Annotated in this window: 20 protein-coding genes and 1 tRNA gene; 6 read left to right on the top strand and 15 right to left on the bottom strand. The window is 69.7% G+C overall.

The features are described from left to right. Positions 1–73 precede the first annotated feature (73 nt). The 4 genes from ACFYXF_RS25015 to ACFYXF_RS25000 all read left to right on the top strand — a co-directional run bounded on the left by ACFYXF_RS25015 (position 74) and on the right by ACFYXF_RS25000 (position 4,532). A complete protein-coding gene (locus ACFYXF_RS25015; protein WP_389352481.1) occupies positions 74–976 on the top strand; it encodes a bifunctional DNA primase/polymerase in 903 nt (300 codons plus the stop codon). Positions 977–1,377: 401 nt separating this feature from the next. Then, entirely contained in the window at positions 1,378–2,727 is a 1,350-nt protein-coding gene (locus ACFYXF_RS25010; protein ID WP_389352479.1) for a phage/plasmid primase, P4 family, read from the top strand. Positions 2,728–2,961: 234 nt separating this feature from the next. Further along, positions 2,962–3,171 carry a helix-turn-helix transcriptional regulator gene (locus ACFYXF_RS25005; protein ID WP_389352478.1) on the top strand — a complete coding sequence of 70 codons (210 nt, stop codon included), beginning with the start codon at positions 2,962–2,964 and terminating at the stop codon, positions 3,169–3,171. After that, positions 3,168–4,532, top strand: a complete 1,365-nt coding sequence (locus tag ACFYXF_RS25000) for a tyrosine-type recombinase/integrase (RefSeq protein ID WP_389352476.1) — start codon at positions 3,168–3,170, stop codon at positions 4,530–4,532. Before ACFYXF_RS25005 ends, ACFYXF_RS25000 begins: the two co-directional genes overlap by 4 nt. A 155-nt stretch (positions 4,533–4,687) precedes the next feature. On the opposite strand, the gene ACFYXF_RS24995 is transcribed toward ACFYXF_RS25000, so the two are convergent. After that, positions 4,688–4,769, bottom strand: a tRNA-Tyr gene (locus ACFYXF_RS24995). Between the two features lie 235 nt (positions 4,770–5,004). Between ACFYXF_RS24995 and ACFYXF_RS24990 the strand changes: the two genes are divergently transcribed. Then, entirely contained in the window at positions 5,005–5,493 is a 489-nt protein-coding gene (locus ACFYXF_RS24990; RefSeq protein ID WP_235475569.1) for a YajQ family cyclic di-GMP-binding protein, read from the top strand. Positions 5,494–5,588: 95 nt separating this feature from the next. Here ACFYXF_RS24990 and ACFYXF_RS24985 read toward each other — a convergent pair whose 3' ends face one another. Continuing rightward, positions 5,589–5,855, bottom strand: a complete 267-nt coding sequence (locus ACFYXF_RS24985) for a GlsB/YeaQ/YmgE family stress response membrane protein (protein WP_235479946.1) — start codon at positions 5,853–5,855, stop codon at positions 5,589–5,591. Positions 5,856–6,053: 198 nt separating this feature from the next. On the opposite strand from ACFYXF_RS24985, the gene ACFYXF_RS24980 reads away from it, so the two are divergent. Next, a complete protein-coding gene (locus ACFYXF_RS24980; protein ID WP_389352474.1) occupies positions 6,054–7,322 on the top strand; it encodes an APC family permease in 1,269 nt (422 codons plus the stop codon). 51 nt (positions 7,323–7,373) lie between these two features. On the opposite strand, the gene ACFYXF_RS24975 is transcribed toward ACFYXF_RS24980, so the two are convergent. The 13 genes from ACFYXF_RS24975 to ACFYXF_RS24915 all read right to left on the bottom strand — a co-directional run bounded on the left by ACFYXF_RS24975 (position 7,374) and on the right by ACFYXF_RS24915 (position 19,533). Next, positions 7,374–7,952: an SMI1/KNR4 family protein gene (locus tag ACFYXF_RS24975; RefSeq protein WP_389352472.1), complete on the bottom strand. Its 579-nt coding sequence runs from the start codon at positions 7,950–7,952 to the stop codon at positions 7,374–7,376. Between the two features lie 132 nt (positions 7,953–8,084). Next, complete coding sequence (locus ACFYXF_RS24970; protein WP_389352470.1) at positions 8,085–8,480, bottom strand: YccF domain-containing protein; 396 nt, start codon at positions 8,478–8,480, stop codon at positions 8,085–8,087. Then, positions 8,477–9,340: a zinc metalloprotease HtpX gene (htpX, locus tag ACFYXF_RS24965; RefSeq protein ID WP_389352468.1), complete on the bottom strand. Its 864-nt coding sequence runs from the start codon at positions 9,338–9,340 to the stop codon at positions 8,477–8,479. Before htpX ends, ACFYXF_RS24970 begins: the two co-directional genes overlap by 4 nt. Before the next feature lie 163 nt (positions 9,341–9,503). Beyond that, positions 9,504–11,027, bottom strand: a complete 1,524-nt coding sequence (locus ACFYXF_RS24960; RefSeq protein ID WP_389352466.1) for an NADH-quinone oxidoreductase subunit N — start codon at positions 11,025–11,027, stop codon at positions 9,504–9,506. Beyond that, positions 11,024–12,601, bottom strand: coding sequence for an NADH-quinone oxidoreductase subunit M (locus tag ACFYXF_RS24955; RefSeq protein WP_389352464.1), 1,578 nt, complete (start codon positions 12,599–12,601; stop codon positions 11,024–11,026). The genes ACFYXF_RS24960 and ACFYXF_RS24955 overlap by 4 nt, the downstream gene beginning before the upstream one ends. A gap of 6 nt (positions 12,602–12,607) precedes the next feature. Further along, positions 12,608–14,602, bottom strand: a complete 1,995-nt coding sequence (locus tag ACFYXF_RS24950) for an NADH-quinone oxidoreductase subunit L (protein ID WP_389352463.1) — start codon at positions 14,600–14,602, stop codon at positions 12,608–12,610. Continuing rightward, positions 14,599–15,006 (bottom strand): NADH-quinone oxidoreductase subunit NuoK, encoded by a 408-nt coding sequence (nuoK, locus tag ACFYXF_RS24945; protein WP_389352462.1) that lies wholly within the window; start codon positions 15,004–15,006, stop codon positions 14,599–14,601. The genes ACFYXF_RS24950 and nuoK overlap by 4 nt, the downstream gene beginning before the upstream one ends. Then, positions 15,006–15,719, bottom strand: a complete 714-nt coding sequence (locus tag ACFYXF_RS24940; protein WP_389352461.1) for an NADH-quinone oxidoreductase subunit J — start codon at positions 15,717–15,719, stop codon at positions 15,006–15,008. The genes nuoK and ACFYXF_RS24940 overlap by 1 nt, the downstream gene beginning before the upstream one ends. After that, a complete protein-coding gene (locus ACFYXF_RS24935; RefSeq protein WP_389352459.1) occupies positions 15,716–16,369 on the bottom strand; it encodes a NuoI/complex I 23 kDa subunit family protein in 654 nt (217 codons plus the stop codon). Before ACFYXF_RS24935 ends, ACFYXF_RS24940 begins: the two co-directional genes overlap by 4 nt. Further along, positions 16,369–17,337: an NADH-quinone oxidoreductase subunit H gene (locus ACFYXF_RS24930; protein ID WP_389352457.1), complete on the bottom strand. Its 969-nt coding sequence runs from the start codon at positions 17,335–17,337 to the stop codon at positions 16,369–16,371. Before ACFYXF_RS24930 ends, ACFYXF_RS24935 begins: the two co-directional genes overlap by 1 nt. Next, positions 17,334–18,506, bottom strand: coding sequence for an NADH-quinone oxidoreductase subunit C (locus tag ACFYXF_RS24925; protein WP_389352455.1), 1,173 nt, complete (start codon positions 18,504–18,506; stop codon positions 17,334–17,336). Before ACFYXF_RS24925 ends, ACFYXF_RS24930 begins: the two co-directional genes overlap by 4 nt. Next, positions 18,503–19,120, bottom strand: coding sequence for an NADH-quinone oxidoreductase subunit B (locus ACFYXF_RS24920; protein WP_389352453.1), 618 nt, complete (start codon positions 19,118–19,120; stop codon positions 18,503–18,505). Before ACFYXF_RS24920 ends, ACFYXF_RS24925 begins: the two co-directional genes overlap by 4 nt. Next, positions 19,111–19,533 (bottom strand): NADH-quinone oxidoreductase subunit A, encoded by a 423-nt coding sequence (locus ACFYXF_RS24915; RefSeq protein WP_389352451.1) that lies wholly within the window; start codon positions 19,531–19,533, stop codon positions 19,111–19,113. The genes ACFYXF_RS24920 and ACFYXF_RS24915 overlap by 10 nt, the downstream gene beginning before the upstream one ends. Positions 19,534–19,702 lie beyond the last annotated feature (169 nt).

The following is a 19,702-nucleotide window of genomic DNA, read 5'->3' as shown; positions in this document are numbered from 1 at the left end:
GGCCCCCGTCTCGCCAAAGTCCGGGGCCGCCCTTGCCAACCAGTCACCCATCAAGGAACTGGAGACAACCAGCATGACCCATGACCCCCGTTCCGCGCTGCTGCTCGCGGCATTGGACGCCGCCGAGCGCGGCTGGCCCGTCCACCCCCTCCGCCCAGGTGCCAAGCCCCCCGCCCTGCACGGCGAGGCCGCCTGCCGCCGCACCGGCGCGTGCGCCACAGGACACCGCAAGTGGGAGCAGCGCGCCACCCTCGATGCCGACCGCATCCGCGCCGCGTGGGCCCTGCGCCCCTTCAACATCGGTATCGCCACCGGTCCGTCCGGGCTGGTCGTCGACCTCGACATGCCCAAACCGGAAGACGATGCGGACACGCCTGACGGCATGACGTCCTTCCAAGCGCTCTGCGAGCGCGCCGGGCACCCCGTCCCCACCACGCTCACAGTGCGGACCCCCAGCGGCGGCCGGCACCTGTACTTCACCACCCCGCCCGGCATTCAACTGCCCAGCACCAAAGGCACGTTGGCCCCGAAGATCGACACCCGAGCATGGGGCGGCTACATCGTCGCGGCGGGCAGCATCACCCCCGCCGGACCCTACGAAGCCCTCAGCGCCCCTGTGGCGGCCCCGGTGCCCGGATGGCTGCTGAGCGTTCTCCAACCGGCCCCCAAGCCGTCACAGGCGCTCCCGGAGCACGTAACGGCACAATCTGGCCGATACGCTGACATCGCACTCGGCAACGAGACCCGCAACGTTGCCGGTGCCCAACCCGGGGAACGCGAAGCCACGTTGTTCCGGGCGGCGCGCGCCCTGGGACGGTTCGTCGCGTGGGGCGACCTCCCCCGCCATCGGGTTGAACAGGCTCTTCAGGAGGCGGGAGAGGGGGCGGGACTCACCGCCGCCGAGTGCCGCTCCACCCTCCGCAGCGCACTGAACTGGTCGATCACCCACAACCAGCGTCGCCGGGACGCGGCATGAACGCCCCTCCCCGCCCCCATCTGAAGAGCATCACCGGAAGCGCGACGGGCCCGTGCGCCGCCGAACCCACCGTGCCCCGGACGGCCGTGGGCGAACCGAAGGGCGTCGCCGAAGGCGTCCCCATTGCCGTTCGCCCCAACCCGCCACGCGGCGACGGCCGTTACCCCATCGCCTGGCTCCATATCAGGGCCCCACGCGGCGCCACTCCCACCGCCACCTCGAAGTGCGAGTGCGGCCGTGACCGCAGCGCCGTAGGCCACCGCCGCGTGCATGCACTGATCGCCGATCACATCGCACACCGAGACGCCTGCCCGCTCCGCCCCCGCCAGGAAGGGAGGGCCGCCGCATGACGGACCACCCCACCCCCCGAGACCGAGGAACTGCCCGCGCCGTCCCACCCCATGGCCGTTGCTCGCCGCCTGCTGCCCGACTGGCAGACCTATGACGGACAACTCGTCTACCGGCGCTGGCGCGCGTCCTGGATGCGCTGGAACGGCACCTGCTGGCGCGAGATCGACGAAGCCCAGATCCGCAAGGCCATGTATGAGCGGCTGGAATACTCCGTCTTCCGCGTTCCCGCCAAGGACGGCGAGACCGAGGAACGCGACTGGGCACCGACCAAGCAGAAGATCAGCAACCTTCTGGACGCCCTCGGCTCCATCACGCTGCTGCCGACCGACACCGACGCTCCCGCGTGGATCGACCGTGCCGGCGGCACGAGCGAGCCTGACGGGGGGCCAATCGTGGCGTGCGAGAACGGCCTGCTCAGGATTCGCGACCGCGCACTACTGCCGCACACCCCCAGGTTCTTCAACATCGTGTCCGTCCCGTTCGCCTACGACCCCGCCGCCACAGCCCCGGAATGGGAACACTTCCTGTCCGAGGTCTGGACCGACGACCCCGACTCCATCACCGCACTCCAGGAGTGGTTCGGCTACGTCCTGTCCGGCCGCACCGACCTACAGAAGATCCTCCTCATCGTGGGCCCGTCCCGGTCGGGCAAGGGCACCATCGCGCGGGTGCTCAAATCCCTGGTCGGCAAGGAGAACCTTGCCGGGCCGACCCTGGCCGGGCTGAGTACGAACTTCGGCCTGGCCACGCTGATCGGGAAGTCCCTGGCGGTCATCTCCGACGCTCGCCTGTCCGGCAACGACAACAGCCAGGTCGTGGAACGCCTGCTGACCGTGTCGGGTGAGGACACCCTCGATGTCGACCGCAAGTACCGCGAGCAGTGGACCGGCAAACTGCCCTCCCGGCTGATGATCCTGTCCAACGAACTGCCGCACTTCGGCGACTCCTCAGGCGTCATCGCCAACCGGTTCGTCCTGCTCAACACGCGCCTGTCATGGCTGGGCAAGGAAGACACCACCCTCACCGACCGCCTCACCGCCGAGATGCCTGGCATCTTCAACTGGGCACTGGAAGGGCTCGCACGCCTCCAGCGCACCCGCCGGATCACGGAACCCGCCTCCAGCCGCGACGCTGTCACCACCATGCGCGACACCGCCTCACCCACCAGCGCATTCGTCCGCGAACGCTGCACCACCGGACCCACCTGCACCGTGCCCGTAGACGCACTGTGGAACATCTGGCGCGAGTGGGCCGAAGACAACGGCGTCCGCGCCGGCACGAAGCAGGTGTTCGGCCGCAACCTGCTCTCCGTCGTGCCGCAGCTCAACCGAACCCGCCCCCGCGCGCCTTCGGGCGACGAGCGAATCGCCACCTACAACGGCATCGGCCTCAGCGGTTGAGCCCACAATCCGCCGGGTCGCGGCCCATCGCGGCCCACACCGCTTGACCTGCGACTTTTCCCGCACCGCATCACGGCCCATCGCGGCCCACCCCACTCGGCCGTGGGTCGCGATGGGCCGCGCAAGGACAGGGCAAAGCCGCAGGTCACAGCCTTGGGCCGCGATGGGCCGCGACCCACAGCATTGTGACGCCAACCACACCCCGCCCTCTCCTCACCCCAAGGAGATCCCCGCATGAGCACCCCCACCCGCCGACGCCGCGCGCCGAAAGACGAACTGCTGCCCCTGAGTGACGTCCTGGTGGAACTCGGCATCAGCCGCCCGACCTGGTACCGGTGGCGCGATCGCGGTTATGGGCCGGAAGCGCGCCGCACGCAGTCCGGCCGCATCTGTGTGCGCCGAAGTGTCCTGGACGCGTTCAAAGACGAAATGGAAATTGCGTGACCGAGTGGAGCTACACCGTCAAGTTCTGGACCATCCGCAAGCGCAACTACCGAAAGCCCTACCAACTCCGCTGGAAAGTGGGCACGAGGGAGCACGCGGAGTCATTCCTGACGTCGGGTCTTGCGAAGAGCCTCGAAGCTCAGCTCATCACCGCAGCGAACGCAGGTGAACCGTTCGACGTGGAGAGCGGACTGCCCAAGTCCCTGGTCGTCAGGAACCGGGACATCTCCTGGTACGAGCACGCCCGCAACTACATCGACATGAAGTGGGACGACTCTCCGGGCTCAACACGGCGGACCCTGGCGGAAGCCATGGCGACCGTGACGCCTGCGCTGGTGAAGGACACCAAGGGCATGCCCGACGTACGAGCCGTCCGTACCGCTCTCTATAGCTGGGCGTTCAACAAGAACCGCTGGGAGCAGGAGATACCGGCGGACGTGGCCAAGGTGCTGGACTGGTTCGAGCGCAAGTCGTTGCCGACGTCCGCACTCGCCGAGCGTCTGCTCGTACGAGCCGCCCTGAAAGCCGTTTCGAAGAAGTTGGACGGCGGCACGGCGGCAGCGTCGGTTATCCGCAGGAAGCGTGCCATCTTCCACAACGCCCTTGAGTACGCGGTAGACGCCGAACTCCTCACCGAGAATCCGCTCACCCGAATCAAGTGGAAAGCGCCGGAACAGGTGGAAGAGGCAGTGGACCCAGCCTGTGTACCGAATCCGGGGCAGGCCTCGAAACTCCTGGCCGCTGTACGGGACCAAAGCCGCCGTGGGCGCCACCTGGTGGCGTTCTTCGGCTGCATCTACTACGCGGCTGGACGCCCGGCGGAAGTCGTCGGGCTGCGCCTCTCAGACTGCGATCTGCCGCGCCGTGGGTGGGGCATGCTCCGCCTCGCGGAGACGCGCCCACGGTCGGGCTCAGCGTGGACGGACAGCGGGGAAGCGCACGAGAAGCGGGGGCTCAAGCACCGGCCGCGAAAGACGGTGCGGCCAGTCCCGATCCCACCCGAACTGGTGGCTCTGCTGCGGTGGCACGTCACCGTGTACGGCACCACCCCTGACGGCCGGCTGTTCCAGACACAGCGCGGTGGGCTGGTCCAGGACACCGGTTACGGGGAGGTCTGGGCTGAGGCTCGGTCGCGGGCCCTGACTCCTGCCAAGTACGGGTCGAAACTCGCCAAGCGTCCTTATGATCTTCGCCACACGGCGGTGTCCACGTGGCTCAGTTCCGGGGTGGAACCACAGCTCGTGGCGAAGCGCGCCGGCCACAGCGTCACCGTGCTGCTTCGCGTGTATGCCAAGTTCCTCAGTGACGGAGATGAGGCTGCGAACGCCAAGATCTCCGAGCGCTTGGGGCGGCATGGCTGAGGGGCCCGTGGACGCCGTCCACGCCCCGTCCGCAGATTCCGAGAGAGAGCGTTCGAATACGAGACAGCGTGAGACAGTGCGCTGATCTCGCGGACGGATGACAAAGAGCCTGTGACCTGCAATGAAAGCAGGTCACAGGCTCTTTGTTTTTCCTGTGGCGGCGCCAGGGTTCGAACCTGGGTAGGCTGAGCCGGCAGATTTACAGTCTGCTCCCTTTGGCCGCTCGGGCACACCGCCAAGGTTTGCTGCCCTTCGAACCGCTTTTCGGCGGTGCTCCGTGGCAACGACGTAAACGATACCCGATGCACAGGGGTGCTTCGCCACTCGATTGAGCGGCGCTCGGGGGGTAGGGGGTGGCTAGGCTTATGCGGATGCGGCCCGGGACATGTGCCGGGCTCGGCTGCTGCCCCCACGCATGCCGAATCGCAACCCACAGATCCCGACAAGCACCCCATACAAGGAGCCACAGGACATGGCCGACTCCAGTTTCGACATCGTCTCGAAGGTCGAGCGGCAGGAGGTCGACAACGCCCTCAACCAGGCCGCCAAGGAGATCTCCCAGCGCTACGACTTCAAGGGCGTGGGTGCCTCGATCTCGTGGTCCGGCGAGAAGATCCTCATGGAGGCGAACTCCGAGGAGCGGGTCAAAGCGGTCCTCGATGTGTTCGAGACCAAGCTGATCAAGCGCGGCATCTCGCTGAAGGCCCTGGACGCCGGTGAGCCGCAGCTCTCCGGCAAGGAGTACAAGCTCTTCGCGTCGATCGAGGAGGGCATCTCCCAGGACAACGCGAAGAAGGTCGCGAAGATCATCCGCGACGAGGGCCCCAAGGGCGTGAAGGCCCAGGTCCAGGGCGACGAGCTGCGCGTCAGCTCGAAGAGCCGCGACGACCTTCAGGCCGTGCAGGCACTGCTCAAGGGCAAGGACTTCGACTTCGCGCTGCAGTTCGTGAACTACCGCTAGTCCATGAGTGGTTGATGCATTGACGAGTTGACGAGGGGTGGGCGCTGCACGGCGCCCACCCCTCCCTTACTGCCGGCTGCGGACCAGGTGCGCGCTCAGTCGCGCGAGTTGCCGAACAGGATGCGGTACGCGACCAGCAGCACGAGCGAGCCGCCTATCGCCGCCGCCCACGTGGTGCCGTCGTAGAAGTCTTTGCTGATGGGGTGGTCGAGGAAGCGCGCCGAGATCCAGCCACCGATGAACGCGCCCGCGACGCCGATGACCGTCGTGCCGATGAAGCCGCCCGGGTCGCGCCCCGGCAGCAGGAACTTGGCGATGGCCCCGGCCAACAGCCCCAGAATGATCCAGCCGATGATGCTCATGCCGTGAACCTGCCCCTTCGTGCTGTGCTCGAACTGTCCCGGCACTGTGATTTCGTCGACCTCTGATGGCGTGATACCGCCGGTCGGTCTGGCCGTGCTCGTGCCGGTGCGTTCGAGTTGGTGCGTTGTTGGTGTCGCGTTGCTGTACACGACGTCAACGCGCTGCCCGGCGGTTGCACCGGTCAGTAGGGTGCGGCCATGACACAGCCCGGAGCGGAATCGTCCGCCGAACTGCGACGCACCCTTGGCGTCGGGGACGCCGTGGTCATCGGGCTCGGTTCGATGATCGGGGCCGGCGTCTTCGCAGCCCTGGGACCCGCGGCACGCGCGGCCGGGTCCGGGCTGCTGCTCGGGCTCGCCGCGGCGGCCGTGGTCGCCTACTGCAACGCCATGTCGTCCGCCCGACTGGCCGCCCGCTATCCCGCCTCGGGCGGCACCTATGTGTACGGGCGTGAGCGGCTCGGCGAATTCTGGGGCTATCTCGCGGGCTGGTCGTTCGTCGTCGGGAAAACGGCCTCCTGTGCGGCGATGGCGCTCACCGTGGGCACGTACGTCTGGCCGGGGCAGGCGCACGCGGTGGCGGTCGCGGCCGTGGTGGCGCTGACCGCGGTGAACTACCTCGGCGTCCAGAAGGCCGCCTGGTTGACGCGGACGATCGTGGCGGTGGTCCTCGTTGTCCTCGCTTCCGTGGTCGTGGTGTGCCTGGGTTCGGACGCCGCCGACACCGGTCGGCTGGACGTCGGGGCCTCCGGTGGTGTGGGCGGCGTGCTTGAGGCGGCCGGGCTGCTGTTCTTCGCGTTCGCCGGGTACGCCCGGATCGCGACCCTCGGCGAGGAGGTCCGGGATCCCGCGCGCACCATCCCCCGCGCGATCCCCTCGGCCCTGGGCATCACGCTGGTGGTGTACGCGGCGGTGGCGGTGGCTGTCCTTTCCGTGCTGGGGTCGGGTGGTCTCGGGCAGGCGACCGCCCCACTGGCCGACGCGGTCCGGGCGGCGGGCGTGCCGGGCCTGGTTCCTGTCGTACGGGTGGGTGCCGCCGTGGCCGCGCTCGGCTCGCTGCTCGCCCTGATCCTGGGCGTCTCACGGACGACGCTGGCCATGGCCCGTGACCGTCATCTGCCCGGTGCCCTGGCCGCCGTGCATCCGCGCTTCCAGGTGCCCCACCGGGCCGAGTTGGCCGTGGGTGCGGTGGTCGCGGTGCTGGCCGCGACGGTGGACGTACGGGGTGCTGTCGGCTTCTCCTCCTTCGGGGTGCTGGCGTACTACGCGGTGGCCAACGCCTCCGCCTGGACACTGAGTTCGGCGCCGGCGTCGCGGGTGGTGCCGGCGTTGGGGCTTCTCGGCTGTGTGACGCTGGCGTTCGCGCTTCCGGGGGTGTCGGTGGTCGTGGGCGCGGGTGTGCTGGGTCTGGGGGCGGTCGTGTACGGCGTGCGACGGCGGTGGCCGGCTTCGGGGGCGTCGGCCTGACCTCACCGCCGACGGAACTCGTGTCGGTTACTCGGCTGCTCGGTCACCCGGTTACGAGGCCTGGGTCGGCGGTATCGCTGGCGCCGTGCGTATGTGGAGGTCGGGCCAGGGCTCCAGGTCCATGTCGGCGTTGAGTTCCTGGTACCAGCCCGTGCCGTCGAGCCAGGCCCGCAGCCACTCCGCGAGGCCCGGGGCGTCTATGTACCACGCGTTGTCGACGTCGTCGGCGTTCGGCTCGAAGAGCAGGACGGTGCCTTCGGGGGAACGGCAGTCCACACACGCGTACATTCCGCAGCCCCAGTGGGATATCGGCAGGATGCCCTCGGGCCAGGGCCAGTCCGGGTCCTTGCGGGCCTCCTCGCGGCTGGCGAGGTACTGGGCGACGACGGCCGGCTCTCCTGCGGGCGCGCTGTCGAGCAGCGGCAACAGGCCGTACTCCGGGCCGAATCCGCCGTCTCCTATCCGGAGGTAGAGCGCGGCGAGGAGGGGTGGCAGGGGGAAGCCGAGGGCGGTCTCGGCGCGGTCGAGCGTGGCCGCGTCCACGGGGGCGGGGAGTGAAGGCCAGCCCCACGGCCGGGTGTTGCGGGCCTCGGCCGCCACCCGTGTCAGCAACTGCTCGATCTCGGTCATGGATTCATGATGCAGGCCGCCACTGACAATCGGGCGGCCTGTGGATAACCGGCGGGCCGGGACCGGAACCCACCCGGCAGCCTGTGGAAAACGGTCGGGCAGGGGCCGACCGCTTCCCCTCCCCCGGCCGGACTACCAGCGCGAGCTGAACGGCTGGTCCGTCGGCACGATTTCGCGGCCGAGCGGCATCAGCGAGACCGGGATGAGCTTGAAGTTGGCGAAGCCGAAGGGGATGCCGATGATCGTGATGCACAGCAGAACGCCGGTGACGACATGGGCCAGCGCGAGCCACCAGCCCGCGAGGACCAGCCACAGGACGTTGCCAATACAGGAGGGAGCGCCCGCGTCACGGCGCTCGACCGTCGTACGGCCGAAGGGCCACAGGGCGTACGCGCCGATACGGAAGGCGGCGATGCCAAAAGGAATGCCGATGATCGTGATGCAGAGCAGCGCGCCCGCCAGCACATAGCCGAGGAACAGCCAGAAACCGCTCAGGACGAGCCAGATGATGTTGAGGATTGTCTTCACTGGGGGCGACCTGCCATCTTTTCGAGCCGGGCGATGCGCTCCGCCATCGGCGGGTGCGTGGAGAACATCTTGGAGAGTCCCTGGCCTGGGCGGAAGGGGTTCGCGATCATCATGTGGCTCGCGGTCTCGATCCGCGGCTCCGGGGGCAACGGGAGTTGTTTCGTGCCCACTTCCAGCTTACGCAGGGCGCTCGCGAGGGCCAGCGGGTCGCCGGTGAGCTGGGCGCCCGAAGCATCGGCCTCGTACTCCCTGGAGCGGCTGATGGCGAGTTGGATGAGGCTGGCCGCGAGCGGACCCAGGATCATGATCAGCAGCATACCGAGGATGCCGGGGCCGTCGTCGTCGTTCGAGCGGCCGATCGGGATCAGCCAGGCGAAGTTGACCAGGAACATGATCACGGAGGCCAGGGCGCCGGCGACCGACGAGATGAGAATGTCGCGGTTGTAGACATGGCTCAGCTCATGGCCGATGACGCCGCGCAGTTCACGCTCGTCCAGGATGTGCAGGATGCCTTCGGTGCAGCACACAGCCGCGTTGCGCGGGTTGCGGCCCGTCGCGAACGCGTTCGGTGCCTCGGTCGGCGAGATGTACAGGCGCGGCATGGGCTGGCGGGCCTGGGTGGAGAGGTCGCGGACCATGCGGTACAGGGCCGGGGCCTCGAATTCGCTCACCGGGCGGGCGCGCATCGCGCGTAGAGCCAGCTTGTCGCTGTTCCAGTACGCGTACGCGTTGGTGCCGATCGCGATGAAGAGTGCGATCACGAGGCCCGTACGGCCGAAGAAGCTGCCGATGACGATGATGAGTGCGGACAGTCCCCCGAGGAGTACGGCTGTCCTGAGCCCGTTGTGCCGGCGGTGCACGGTACGCCCTCCAAGTGGTGCGGCAGGGGAACCCTGGTGTCAGGTCCAGTGGACCCTTCTGTACTGGTCAACGCCAGGCGGGGGTTCGCAGTTCCCTTGCGCAGGCGCAGGCGCGCGTGGGCCGTCCGGGTGAGGGGCCACGCGCGCCTGCGGTCGCGGTGGGTCAGAAGAGTCCGGTGTCGGCGAAGCGCAGCACCAGTTGGGGTGCGCCGGAGAGGGCGATGCCGAGGACGGCGGTCAGGGCGATCGCGGCCGTGAGGGGGGCCGGGGCGCGGTGGCGTTCCTCGGCTCCCTCGGGGGTGCGGAAGAGAAGGGCCGTCCATTGGAGGTAGTAGAAGAGCGCGATCACCACGTTGACGGCCATGATCACGGCCAGCCAGCCGAGTCCGGCGTCGACGGCCGCGGAGAAGACGGTGACCTTCGCGAAGAGGCCGATGATGCCCGGCGGCAGCCCGGCGAGGCACAGCAGGAAGAAGCCCAGGACGAGCCCTGCCAGGGGGCGGGTGGCGTACAGGCCTCGGTAGTCGCTGACGCGGTTCAGGGGCTTCGTACGGGCCACCAAGGCCGCCACCGCGAAGGCGCCGAGGTTCACGGCGGCGTACATGAGGGCGTACGCGACGGTGGAGCCGATCGCCTTCTGGGGGTCGTCGGAGTACGCGGCAGCGGCGATCGGGACCAGGAGGTAGCCGGCCTGGCCGACGGAGGACCAGGCGAGCAGGCGTACCGCGCTGTACGCGCGCGTGGCCTGCTGGCGCAGGGCGCCGACGTTGCCGACGGTCATGGTGAGCGCGGCCAGGGCCGCCAGTGCGGGGCCCCAGACGTCGGCGTACGACGGGAAGGCGACGACGGTGACGAGGATCAGGCCGGAGAAGCCGACGGCCTTGCCGACGACCGACAGATAGGCGGCGATCGGCAGGGGCGCCCCCACGTAGGTGTCGGGGACCCAGAAGTGGAAGGGCACTGCGGCCGTCTTGAAGGCGAAGCCGATGAGGGTGAGGACGACGCCCGCCTGGGCGAGGGTGTGGAGTTGTGGGTCGACGTCCTGGATGCGGTCGGCGATCTCGGTCAGGTAGAGGGTGCCCGTGGACGCGTACACGAAGCTGATGCCCATGAGGCTGACCGCGGTGGCCGTCACTGAGGACAGGAAGAACTTCAGGGCCGCTTCGGATGACTTGCGGTCGCCGTGGCGGATGCCGACGAGGGCGAAGGCGGGCAGGGAGGCGACTTCCAGGGCGACGATCAGGGTCGCGAGGTCGCGGGAGGCGGGCAGGAGGGCCGCTCCGGCGGCGGAGGAGAGCAGCAGGAACCAGTACTCCCCTTCGGGGAGTCCTCTGTCGGCGTCCTTGAGGGCGGTGACCGAGAGGAGGGCGGCGAGGAGCGCGCCGCCCAGCACCAGGAACTGGATGACGAGGGTGAAGCGGTCCGCCGTGTAGCTGCAGACGTCCGTGCCGCCGGTGAGGCAGAAGGTGGCCCGGTCACCGTCCAGGAGGGGCAGCAAGAGGAGCGCGGAGGCGGCGAGGCCGGCGACCGAGGTCCAGCCCAGGACCGCCTTCTTGTTGCCGCCGATGAACAGGTCGGCGACCAGCACGGCGAGTCCCACGACGGCGGCGAGGGTGGGCGGTGCGATGGCGAGCCAGTCGACGGACTGGACGACGGACTGAGCCGTGGACTGGGCCAGGGCGCTCATCGGGGGCCTCCGGAAAGGAGCTGCTGCACGGCCGGGTCGGTCAGTCCGAGGAGGGCCTTCGGCCACAGTCCGGCGACGACGGTGAGGGCGACGAGCGGGGTCCAGGCCGCGAATTCGTATGTCTGTACGTCGGCGAGCTGGGGGGCGTCCGGCTGCGGGGCGGCGCCCATGCAGACGCGGCGTACGACGACGAGCATGTACGCGGCGGTGAGCAGGGTGCCGAACGCGGCGATCGCCGTGAACGTGAGGAAGGCGGGGCGGCTGAGGTCGTCGGCGGGGTCGAACGCACCGAACAGGGCCAGCATCTCGCCCCAGAACCCGGCGAGGCCGGGCAGTCCGAGCGAGGCGACGGCGGCGAAGGCCACGAGGCCGCCGAGGCGTGGGGCGCGGCCGTACAGGGCGGCGCCCGTGCGGTCGGCGAGGGTGTCGAGGTCGGAGGTGCCCGTGCGGTCCTTCAGCGCGCCGACCAGGAAGAAGAGGAGGCCGGTGATGAGGCCGTGGGCGATGTTGGCGAAGAGCGCGCCGTTGACGCCGGTCGGGGTCATGGTCGAGATGCCGAGCAGCACGAAGCCCATGTGGCCGACGGAGGAGTAGGCGATGAGCCGCTTGAGGTCGCCCTTCGCGCCCTGCCGGGCGAGGGCCAGGCAGGCCAGGGAGCCGTAGATGATCCCGACGACGGCGAAGGCGGCGAGGTAGGGCGCGAAGGTCCGGAATCCGTCGGGTGTGATCGGCAGCAGGATGCGCACGAACCCGTACGTGCCCATCTTGAGCAGGACGCCCGCCAGCAGGACCGAGCCGACGGTCGGGGCGGCGGTGTGGGCGTCCGGCAGCCAGCTGTGCAGCGGCCACATCGGCGTCTTCACCGCGAGCCCGATCCCGATCGCCAAAGCGGCGGTGACCTGCACGGATGTGCTCAGTCCTGGGCCGTTGTCAGTGGTGAGTGCCATGATGTCGAACGTGCCCGCCTTGATCCCGATCAGGAGCAGGCCCAGCAGCATGACGACGGATCCGAGCAGGGTGTAGAGGATGAACTTCCAGGCCGCCCGGGTCCGTTGCTCGCCGCCCCAGCGGGCGATGAGGAAGTACATCGGGATGAGCACCATCTCGAAGGCGAGGAAGAACAGCAGCAGGTCGAGGACGGCGAAGGTCGCGAGGGTGCCGGACTCCAGGACGAGGAGGAGCGCGACGAATGCCTTCGGGGACGGGCCCGCAGGCATCTTGAAGTAGGAGTAGAGCGCGCAGAGGAAGGTCAGGAGCGCGGTCAGGACCAGAAGGGGGAGGGAAATGCCGTCGACGCCGAGGTGGATGCGCACGTCGAGTGCGGGGATCCAGCTGATGTCGGTGGTGGCCTGCATCTTCGACGGATGGTCGTGGTCGAAGCCGAGCGCGAGGACGATCGCGGCGATGAGCACCGCGCCGGTCACGGTCACGCCGTGCCGCAGCACGGCCTGCTCCGGTGACTTCCCCTTCAGCCCGGGCGGGGCCGGCAGGAGAGCGGCGACGGCGCCGATGAGCGGGCCCACGACGAGGAATGCCAGAAGAAATTGCATCACTGACTCGTTCATATCGATCACGCCTGCTCACGCTCCCGTGGCGACGAGGAGGACGGCGACCACCAGGACGACGGTGCCGGCGAACAGCGCGCTCACATAGGTCTGTACGTTGCCGGTCTGGGCGCGCCGTACGGCCGCACCGAGCAGGCGGGGCACGGCGCTCGCGCCGCGTACGTAGGTGTCGACGACCTCCCGGTCGAGGAACCGGACGAGGGTGGCGCCGGCCTGTACCGGGCGGACGAACAGCGCTGTGTACAGGGCGTCCAGGTGGAAGCCGACGGCCGCGTGGCGGTGCAGCGGGCCGAGCAGGAGCCGGCCTGGGTCCGCCGGGTCGGGTGCGCCGGCCATGTCTCCGTAGGCGGGGGTGTGGGTGGCGATGGCCTCGGCCTCGACCAGGCCGCCGTCCGCGTCCGGGTGGGCGGCGACTGCGCCCATGGGGACTCGGGCCGCCAGGGCGGTGGTGTGGCGCCAGGCTCCGTAGGTGACGATGCCGCCGACCAGGGCCACTCCCGTGCCGAGGACGGACGTGGTGAGGGTCGGGGTCAGGTCGTGGCCGTCGAACCAGTCGGGCAGCCTGCCGTAGGCGAACCCGCCCAGGGCGAGGGACGGGACCGCGAGCACCCAGAGCACGGCGGTCATCGCGACGGGCTGCCTGCCGTGGTCGGGGGCCTCGGCGCCCTTGCCGCGGAAGGCGAGCAGCCACAGCCGGGTCGCGTAGGCGGCGGTGAGCAGGGCCGAGATCAGGCCGGCGACGAGGACGATCCAGCCGGCGGCCTCCGGGATGCCCTCGGCGTGGCCGGTGGAGACGTGTTCGGCGGCGCCGAGGACGGACTCCTTGGAGAAGAAGCCGCTGAAGGGCGGGATCGCGGCGAGGGCGAGGAGCGCCACGGTCATCGTCCAGTAGGCGTCGGGGACGCGGGCGCGCAGGTTGCCCATGCGGGACATGGCGGCCAGCGAGTTGGTGCCGGCGGCGTGGATGATCACGCCGGCCGCGAGGAACAACAGCGCCTTGAAGGCGCCGTGGGTGAGGAGGTGGAAGACGGCGGCACCGCGGTCGCCGACGGCGAGGGCACCGGTCATGTAGCCGAGCTGGCCGATCGTCGAGTAGGCGAGCACGCGCTTGATGTCGTCCTGGGCGAGGGCGGCGAGGGCGGAGCCGGCCATCGTGACGGCGGCCATGACGGCGAGGACGACCAGTGCGGCCGAGGAGGCCGCGAAGACCGGGAGGAGCCGGGCGATGAAATAGACACCGGCGGCGACCATCGTCGCGGCGTGGATCAGCGCGGAGACGGGGGTCGGGCCCGCCATCGCGTCGGGGAGCCAGGTGTGCAGCGGGAACTGCGCCGACTTGCCCGCCACGCCGGCCAGAAGCAGCAGCGCGACCAGCGTCGGGTGGTCGAGGCCGCCGGTCGCGACGGTGCCGAGGATCTTCGTGATCCGGAAGGACCCGGCGTCGGTGGCGAGCGCGAACAGGCCGATCAGGAAGGGGACATCACCGAGTTTGGTGACGAGGAAGGCCTTGAGGGAGGCGGCTCGGGCCTCCGGGGTCTCCCAGTAGTGGCCGACCAGGAAGTACGAGCAGATGCCCATGATCTCCCAGCCGACCAGCAGCACCATCAGGTCGCCGGAGTAGACGACGAGCAGCATCGCGGAGGTGAAGAGGGAGACGAGAGCGGCGTACGAGGGGTAGCGCGGGTCGTCGCGCAGATAGCCCGTCGAGTAGATCTGCACACAGGTCGCGACCAGGCCGACCAGTACGGCGACGAGGGCGGCGAAGCCGTCGATGTGCAGGGCGAGTTCGACGGGGACCGAGCCGGTGGGTGTCAGCTCGGTGGCGGCGTCGACGGCTCGGTCGCCGCCCTGGCGTACGGCGACGACCACGGCGAGGGCGAGCGCCGTGAGGGTGGGCAGTACGGCGAGGGGGCGTACGAAGCCGGGGGCCGTGCGGCCCAGGAGCAGGCCGGCCGCGGCGCCCAGGAACGGGAGGAGGGGGACGAGGACGGCGAGGGTGGTCGTGGTCACGCGGTGGCCTCAGCCTTCTCGTCTTCCGATTCCGTGCCGTCCGTGCTGTCCGTGTCGTCCGTGCCGGTGGCTTCGTCGGGGCCGTGCGGCTCGGCGGTGTCGCGGAGCTTGTCGATGTCGGCGGTGCCGCGGTTTCGGTGGACGGCGAGGACGATCGCCAGGCCGATGCCGATCTCGGCGGCCGCGATGGCGATGGTGAACAGGGTGAGGGCCTGGCCGGAGTGCAGGGTCTCCCGGGCGGTCCTGCTGAGCCAGACGTCGAAGGCGACGAGGTTGAGGTTGACGGCGTTGAGCATCAGCTCGACGGACATCAGGACCAGGATCGCGTTACGGCGGGCGAGGACGCCGTAGAGGCCGGTGGAGAAAAGGAGGGCGGCGAGTACGGCGGGATAGGCGAGGTGCATCAGCGGGCACCGTCCTGCTCGGTCGACTCGGTTCCCTTGACCGACCCATTTCGCCCGATCGGGTGATTCCGGTAATCCGGGACAGAGGGGGAACTACCGGTCGCGGCCCGGGAGTTCACAGGGGGAGAACTCGACTCCGCCTTCGTCTTGCGGGACAGGACGATCGCCCCGACCAGGGCCGCGAGGAGAAGGACGGAGAGGGCCTCGAAGGGCAGGACCCAGTTCTGGAAGAGGCTCGCACCGGTGACGGCGGTGGAGCCCGCGGCGGCTCCGTCCAGGTCGATCCAGGTCGTGCGGAAGGCGTCGACGACGACCCAGACCAGGGCGGCGGCCGAGGAGAGGGCCACAGCGAGGGCGATCCACCGGTTGCCGGAGTCGGCGTCCGGGGAGCGGCCGATGGGGGCCCTGGTGAGCATCAGACCGAAAAGAAGGAGAACGACGACGGAACCGACGTAGATGAGGACCTGTACCCAGGCGATGAACTCGGCTGTGAGGAGGAGGTATTCGACGGCGAGGCCGCCGAGGGTCACCACGAGCCACAGGGCGGCGTGCACCAGCTGCCGGGTGGTGACGGTGACGAGCGCGGCGCCGAAGGTGACCAGGCCGACGAGGAGGAAGGCGATCTCGACGCCGGTCGGGGAGAGGAAGCCGTGGGTGTCGGAGGCGGCGGTCGTGACGTGTGCCGCCGTCGCGGTGGCTGCGGCGAGGGTCACGAGTCTCCTCCCTGAGGATCGGCGGGCGCGGTCGGTCGGGGCGGTCGGGGCGGCCCGGTCGGTTCAGACGGCCCGGACGGCTCGGTCGGTTCAGACGGCCCGGACGGCTCAGACAGTTCGGCCTGCGTCGCGGTGGCGAGCTTCTCCGCCGTCTTGCGGGCCGCCGCGATCTCCTTCGGTTCCTCGGCGGCGGGGTCGAGGGCGGGTGGGGCCGGGACCGTCCACATCCACTCGCGGAGCTTGTCGCGTTCGTGGGTGAGTTCGTGGATGTCGGTCTCGGCGTACTCGAACTCCGGGGACCAGAAGAGAGCGTCGAAGGGGCACACCTCGATGCAGATACCGCAGTACATGCAGAGGGAGAAGTCGATGGCGAAACGGTCGAGGACGTTACGGCTGCGCTCGCGGCCACCGGGAGCGGCGGCCGGGACCGTCTCCTTGTGGGAGTCGATGTAGATGCACCAGTCCGGGCACTCGCGGGCGCACAGCATGCAGACCGTGCAGTTCTCCTCGAAGAGTCCGATGACTCCGCGACTGCGGGGCGGGAGGTCGGGCTGGACGTCCGGGTACTGCGCGGTGACGGTCTTCTTCGTCATCGTGCGGAGGGTGACGGCCAGGCCCTTGGCGAGGCCTGAGCCAGGAATGGGGGCCACTAGGAGATCACCACCTTCACGATGCCGGTGAGGGCGATCTGGGCGAGGGAGAGGGGGACGAGGAGGGTCCAGGCGAGCTTCTGGAGCTGGTCCTCGCGCAGGCGGGGGTAGGTGACGCGCAGCCAGATCACGACGAAGGCGAGGACGGCTGTCTTGAGGAGGGTCCAGACCCAGCCGAGGCCGTCGGCGCCCCCGGGGCCGTGCCAGCCGCCCAGGAAGAGGACGGTGGTCAGGCCGCAGAGGACGACGATCCCGGCGTACTCGGCGAGGAGGAAGAGAGCGAAGCGAAGGCCGGTGTATTCGGTGTAGGCGCCGAAGATGATCTCCGAGTCGGCCACCGGCATGTCGAAGGGGGGCCGTTGGAGTTCGGCGAGGCCGGCCACGAAGAAGACGATCGCGCCGACGATCTGCCAGGGCAGCCACCACCACTCGAACGCGTCCAAGATGCCGGGGAGCGAGACCGTGCCGGCGGCCATCGCGACCGAGGCGGCGGTGAGCAGCATCGGGAGTTCGTAGGCGAGGAGTTGGGCGGCTGTGCGCAGACCGCCGAGGAGGGAGAACTTGTTGGCCGACGCCCAGCCGGCCATCAGTGAGCCGAGGACGCCCACGCCCATGACGGCGAGGACGAAGAAGATGCCCGCGTCGACGACCTCGCCGACGGCGCCCTCGCCCGGGCCGATCGGGATGGCGAGGAGGACGAGGAGGTACGGGAGGAGGGCCACGGCCGGGGCCAGTTGGAAGATACGGCGGTCGGCTCCGGCCGGGACGATGTCTTCCTTCTGGGCGAACTTGACGCCGTCGGCGACGAGTTGGGCCCAGCCGTGGAAGCCGCCGGCGTACATCGGGCCGAGGCGGCCCTGCATATGGGCCATCACCTTGTGCTCGGTCTGACCGACGATCAGGGGGAAGGTGAGGAAGACGACGAAGACGATCAGGAGTCGCAGGGCGACGTCGAGCGCGTCGTTCACTGCGAGCCTCCTGGGGGGTTCTCGGGGGTGCCCTTTTCGGGGGCGAGGTCGTCCGGTGCCGGGGTTTCCGGGGCGGGCGCTTCTGGTGCGGAGGCCTCCGGTGCAGGGGCTTCCGGTGCAGGGGCTTCCGGTGCAGGAGCCTCGGTCGGTTCAGGAGCCTCGGTCGGTTCAGGGGCTTTCGGCGTGGGTTCGTCGAAGGCGGGGCGGGCGTGGTGCCAGGGGGCGTCCGCCGTGGGGGGTGGCTTGGGGGCCTCTGTCAGCGGGGGCTCTGGAGCGGCGGCCTCGGTCGGCGGTGTCTGGGGGCGCTGCGACGCCGAGCCCTGGCTTGCGCTGCGCGACCGGCGGGGAGTGGGCGGTGGGGTGGCCTCCGTGGGGGTGCTCTCCGTTGCCGGGGGCGAGCCCGCCGGGGGCTGGCTCGCACGGCCTGCCGGGGACGGGTCTGCCGGGGCCTGGCCCGCCGGGGCTGCCGTGGACGAGCCTGCCGGGCCGTCCGGGGGCTGGCTTGCTGAGCCCTCCGATGCCGTGCGGGTGCGGCGTGGTGGGCGGTCGGCGGTTGCGCGGCCGGCGGCGGCTCGGGCAGGGCGGGTCGGGGCCGGGGGGAGTTGGCCCTTCAGGGGGCCCCATTCGTTGGGGTCGGGGACGCCCGGTGGGAGCATCTGGCGGCGCTTGGGGCCGCCGTGCTCCGACTCCCCCGGCTCCTTGGCGCCCGGCCAGGCCTTGGCGACGCGGGCCGCGAGCACGAAGTCCTTGCGGAGGGGGTGGCCTTCGAAGGTTTCCGGGAGGAGGAGGTGGTCGAGGCCGGGGTGGCCCTCGAAACGTACGCCGAACATTTCGTGGGTCTCGCGCTCGTGCCACGCGGCGCCCGCGTAGACGCCCACGAGGGAGGGGAGTACGGGGGACTCGTGCGGGACTGTCGTGCGTACGAGGAGGCGGCGGACCGGGGAGAGGGCGACGACGTGGGCCGCGACGCGGAAGCCGGTGCCCGGTTCGTCGACCGCGCTGAGCCAGTCGAAGTAGGTGCAGGAGAGGCGGTCGCGGGCGGTCTCCAGGGCCGTGGTCCAGGAGGCCGGGGGTACGTCGACGGTCAGGACGTCGTAGGACTCCTCGGCCGTGGCCTCCGTACCGAAGAGGTCCTCGGTGGGGGCCGGCAGCCAGCCGGTTGCCGTCATCTGTTCGACTCCCCTGCGTTCGACTCCCCTGCGGCCGGGGGCTTTACCAGGGGGCTCTGGAGTGCGGCCGTGGACGGGCGGGTCGTCTGTGCGGAGGCGTATCGCTCGCCCAGGGACTCGCGGGCGATCTTCTCCTGGAGTTTGAGGATGCCCTGGAGCAGCGCCTCGGGGCGGGGCGGGCAGCCGGGGACGTAGACGTCGACCGGGATGATCTGGTCGACGCCCTTCGTCACGGAGTAGGAGTCCCAGTAGGGGCCGCCGCAGTTGCTGCACGCGCCGAAGGAGATGACGTACTTCGGCTCGGGCATCTGTTCGTAGAGGCGGCGTACCGCTGGGGCCATCTTGTCCGTGACCGTGCCCGAGACCACCATCAGGTCGGCCTGGCGCGGCCCGGGGGCGAAGGGGATCACGCCGAGGCGGATGAAGTCGTGGCGGGCCATGGACGCGGCGATGAACTCGATGGCGCAGCAGGCGAGGCCGAAGTTGAAGACCCAGAGCGAGTAGCGGCGGCCCCAGTTCAGGACCACCTTCATCGGCTCGGGGGCCAGGCGGGCGAGGGCGCCCAGCCGTTTCGGCTCCGGCAGCAGAACGGGTTCCGCGGGGGTCACGTCCATGTCAGGACGCCCTTCTTGTATGCGTAGAGCAGGCCAACGGCCAGGAAGCCGAGGAAGATGAACATCTCGACGAGGGTGGTCGCGCCGTAGCCCGGGGCGGCGAAGACGGTGGCCCAGGGGAACAGGAAGATCGAGTCGACGGCGAAGATGACGTACAGGAAGGCGTAGACGTAGTAGCGGACCTGGGTGTGGGCCCAGCCCTCGCCGACGGGGTCGACACCGCATTCGTACGTCAGGAGCTTCTCGGGGGTCGGGACCACGGGGCGCAGCAGGCGGCCGGCTCCGAAGGCGACCGCGACGAAGAGCACCCCGACGACGGCGAGCAGGCCGACGACGGAGTAGGACCGGAAGTACTCCGACGCCACGATGTACTGCGTGTGCTCCGTCGTGGCGGTGGCGGTCGGTACCTGCACGTCCGTCCCTCGCTCCCTGGCGTTCGGCGATCTGTACGGACGGGAGTCTAGGGCCTGCTAAAGAGACCGTAAGCAGCCCGTCACACATGGCCATGCCCGAAGTGATGTGCAAGGTGGGGTTTTCCCCCGGGTCGGCGGGCGGTCCGCCTCATGGCGCCGGGGCGTGGCG

This window comes from Streptomyces sp. NPDC002680 (assembly GCF_042889145.1).
GTDB classification, from domain to species: domain Bacteria; phylum Actinomycetota; class Actinomycetes; order Streptomycetales; family Streptomycetaceae; genus Streptomyces; species Streptomyces adonidis.
The sequence above is the reverse complement of the archived record's forward strand: the minus strand, read 5'-3'. Positions and strand labels throughout refer to the sequence as shown.

Bases quoted from the DNA above. Each gene is read 5' to 3' on its own strand.
- ACFYXF_RS25015 (WP_389352481.1), top strand. From the start codon at position 74: ATGACCCATGACCCCCGTTCCGCGCTGCTGCTCGCGGCATTGGACGCC.
- ACFYXF_RS25010 (WP_389352479.1), top strand. From the start codon at position 1,378: ATGGCCGTTGCTCGCCGCCTGCTGCCCGACTGGCAGACCTATGACGGA.
- ACFYXF_RS25005 (WP_389352478.1), top strand. From the start codon at position 2,962: ATGAGCACCCCCACCCGCCGACGCCGCGCGCCGAAAGACGAACTGCTG.
- ACFYXF_RS24990 (WP_235475569.1), top strand. From the start codon at position 5,005: ATGGCCGACTCCAGTTTCGACATCGTCTCGAAGGTCGAGCGGCAGGAG.
- ACFYXF_RS24985 (WP_235479946.1), bottom strand. From the start codon at position 5,855: ATGAGCATCATCGGCTGGATCATTCTGGGGCTGTTGGCCGGGGCCATC.
- ACFYXF_RS24980 (WP_389352474.1), top strand. From the start codon at position 6,054: ATGACACAGCCCGGAGCGGAATCGTCCGCCGAACTGCGACGCACCCTT.
- ACFYXF_RS24975 (WP_389352472.1), bottom strand. From the start codon at position 7,952: ATGACCGAGATCGAGCAGTTGCTGACACGGGTGGCGGCCGAGGCCCGC.
- ACFYXF_RS24960 (WP_389352466.1), bottom strand. From the start codon at position 11,027: ATGAGCGCCCTGGCCCAGTCCACGGCTCAGTCCGTCGTCCAGTCCGTC.
- nuoK (WP_389352462.1), bottom strand. From the start codon at position 15,006: ATGCACCTCGCCTATCCCGCCGTACTCGCCGCCCTCCTTTTCTCCACC.
- ACFYXF_RS24925 (WP_389352455.1), bottom strand. From the start codon at position 18,506: ATGACGGCAACCGGCTGGCTGCCGGCCCCCACCGAGGACCTCTTCGGT.
- ACFYXF_RS24920 (WP_389352453.1), bottom strand. From the start codon at position 19,120: ATGGACGTGACCCCCGCGGAACCCGTTCTGCTGCCGGAGCCGAAACGG.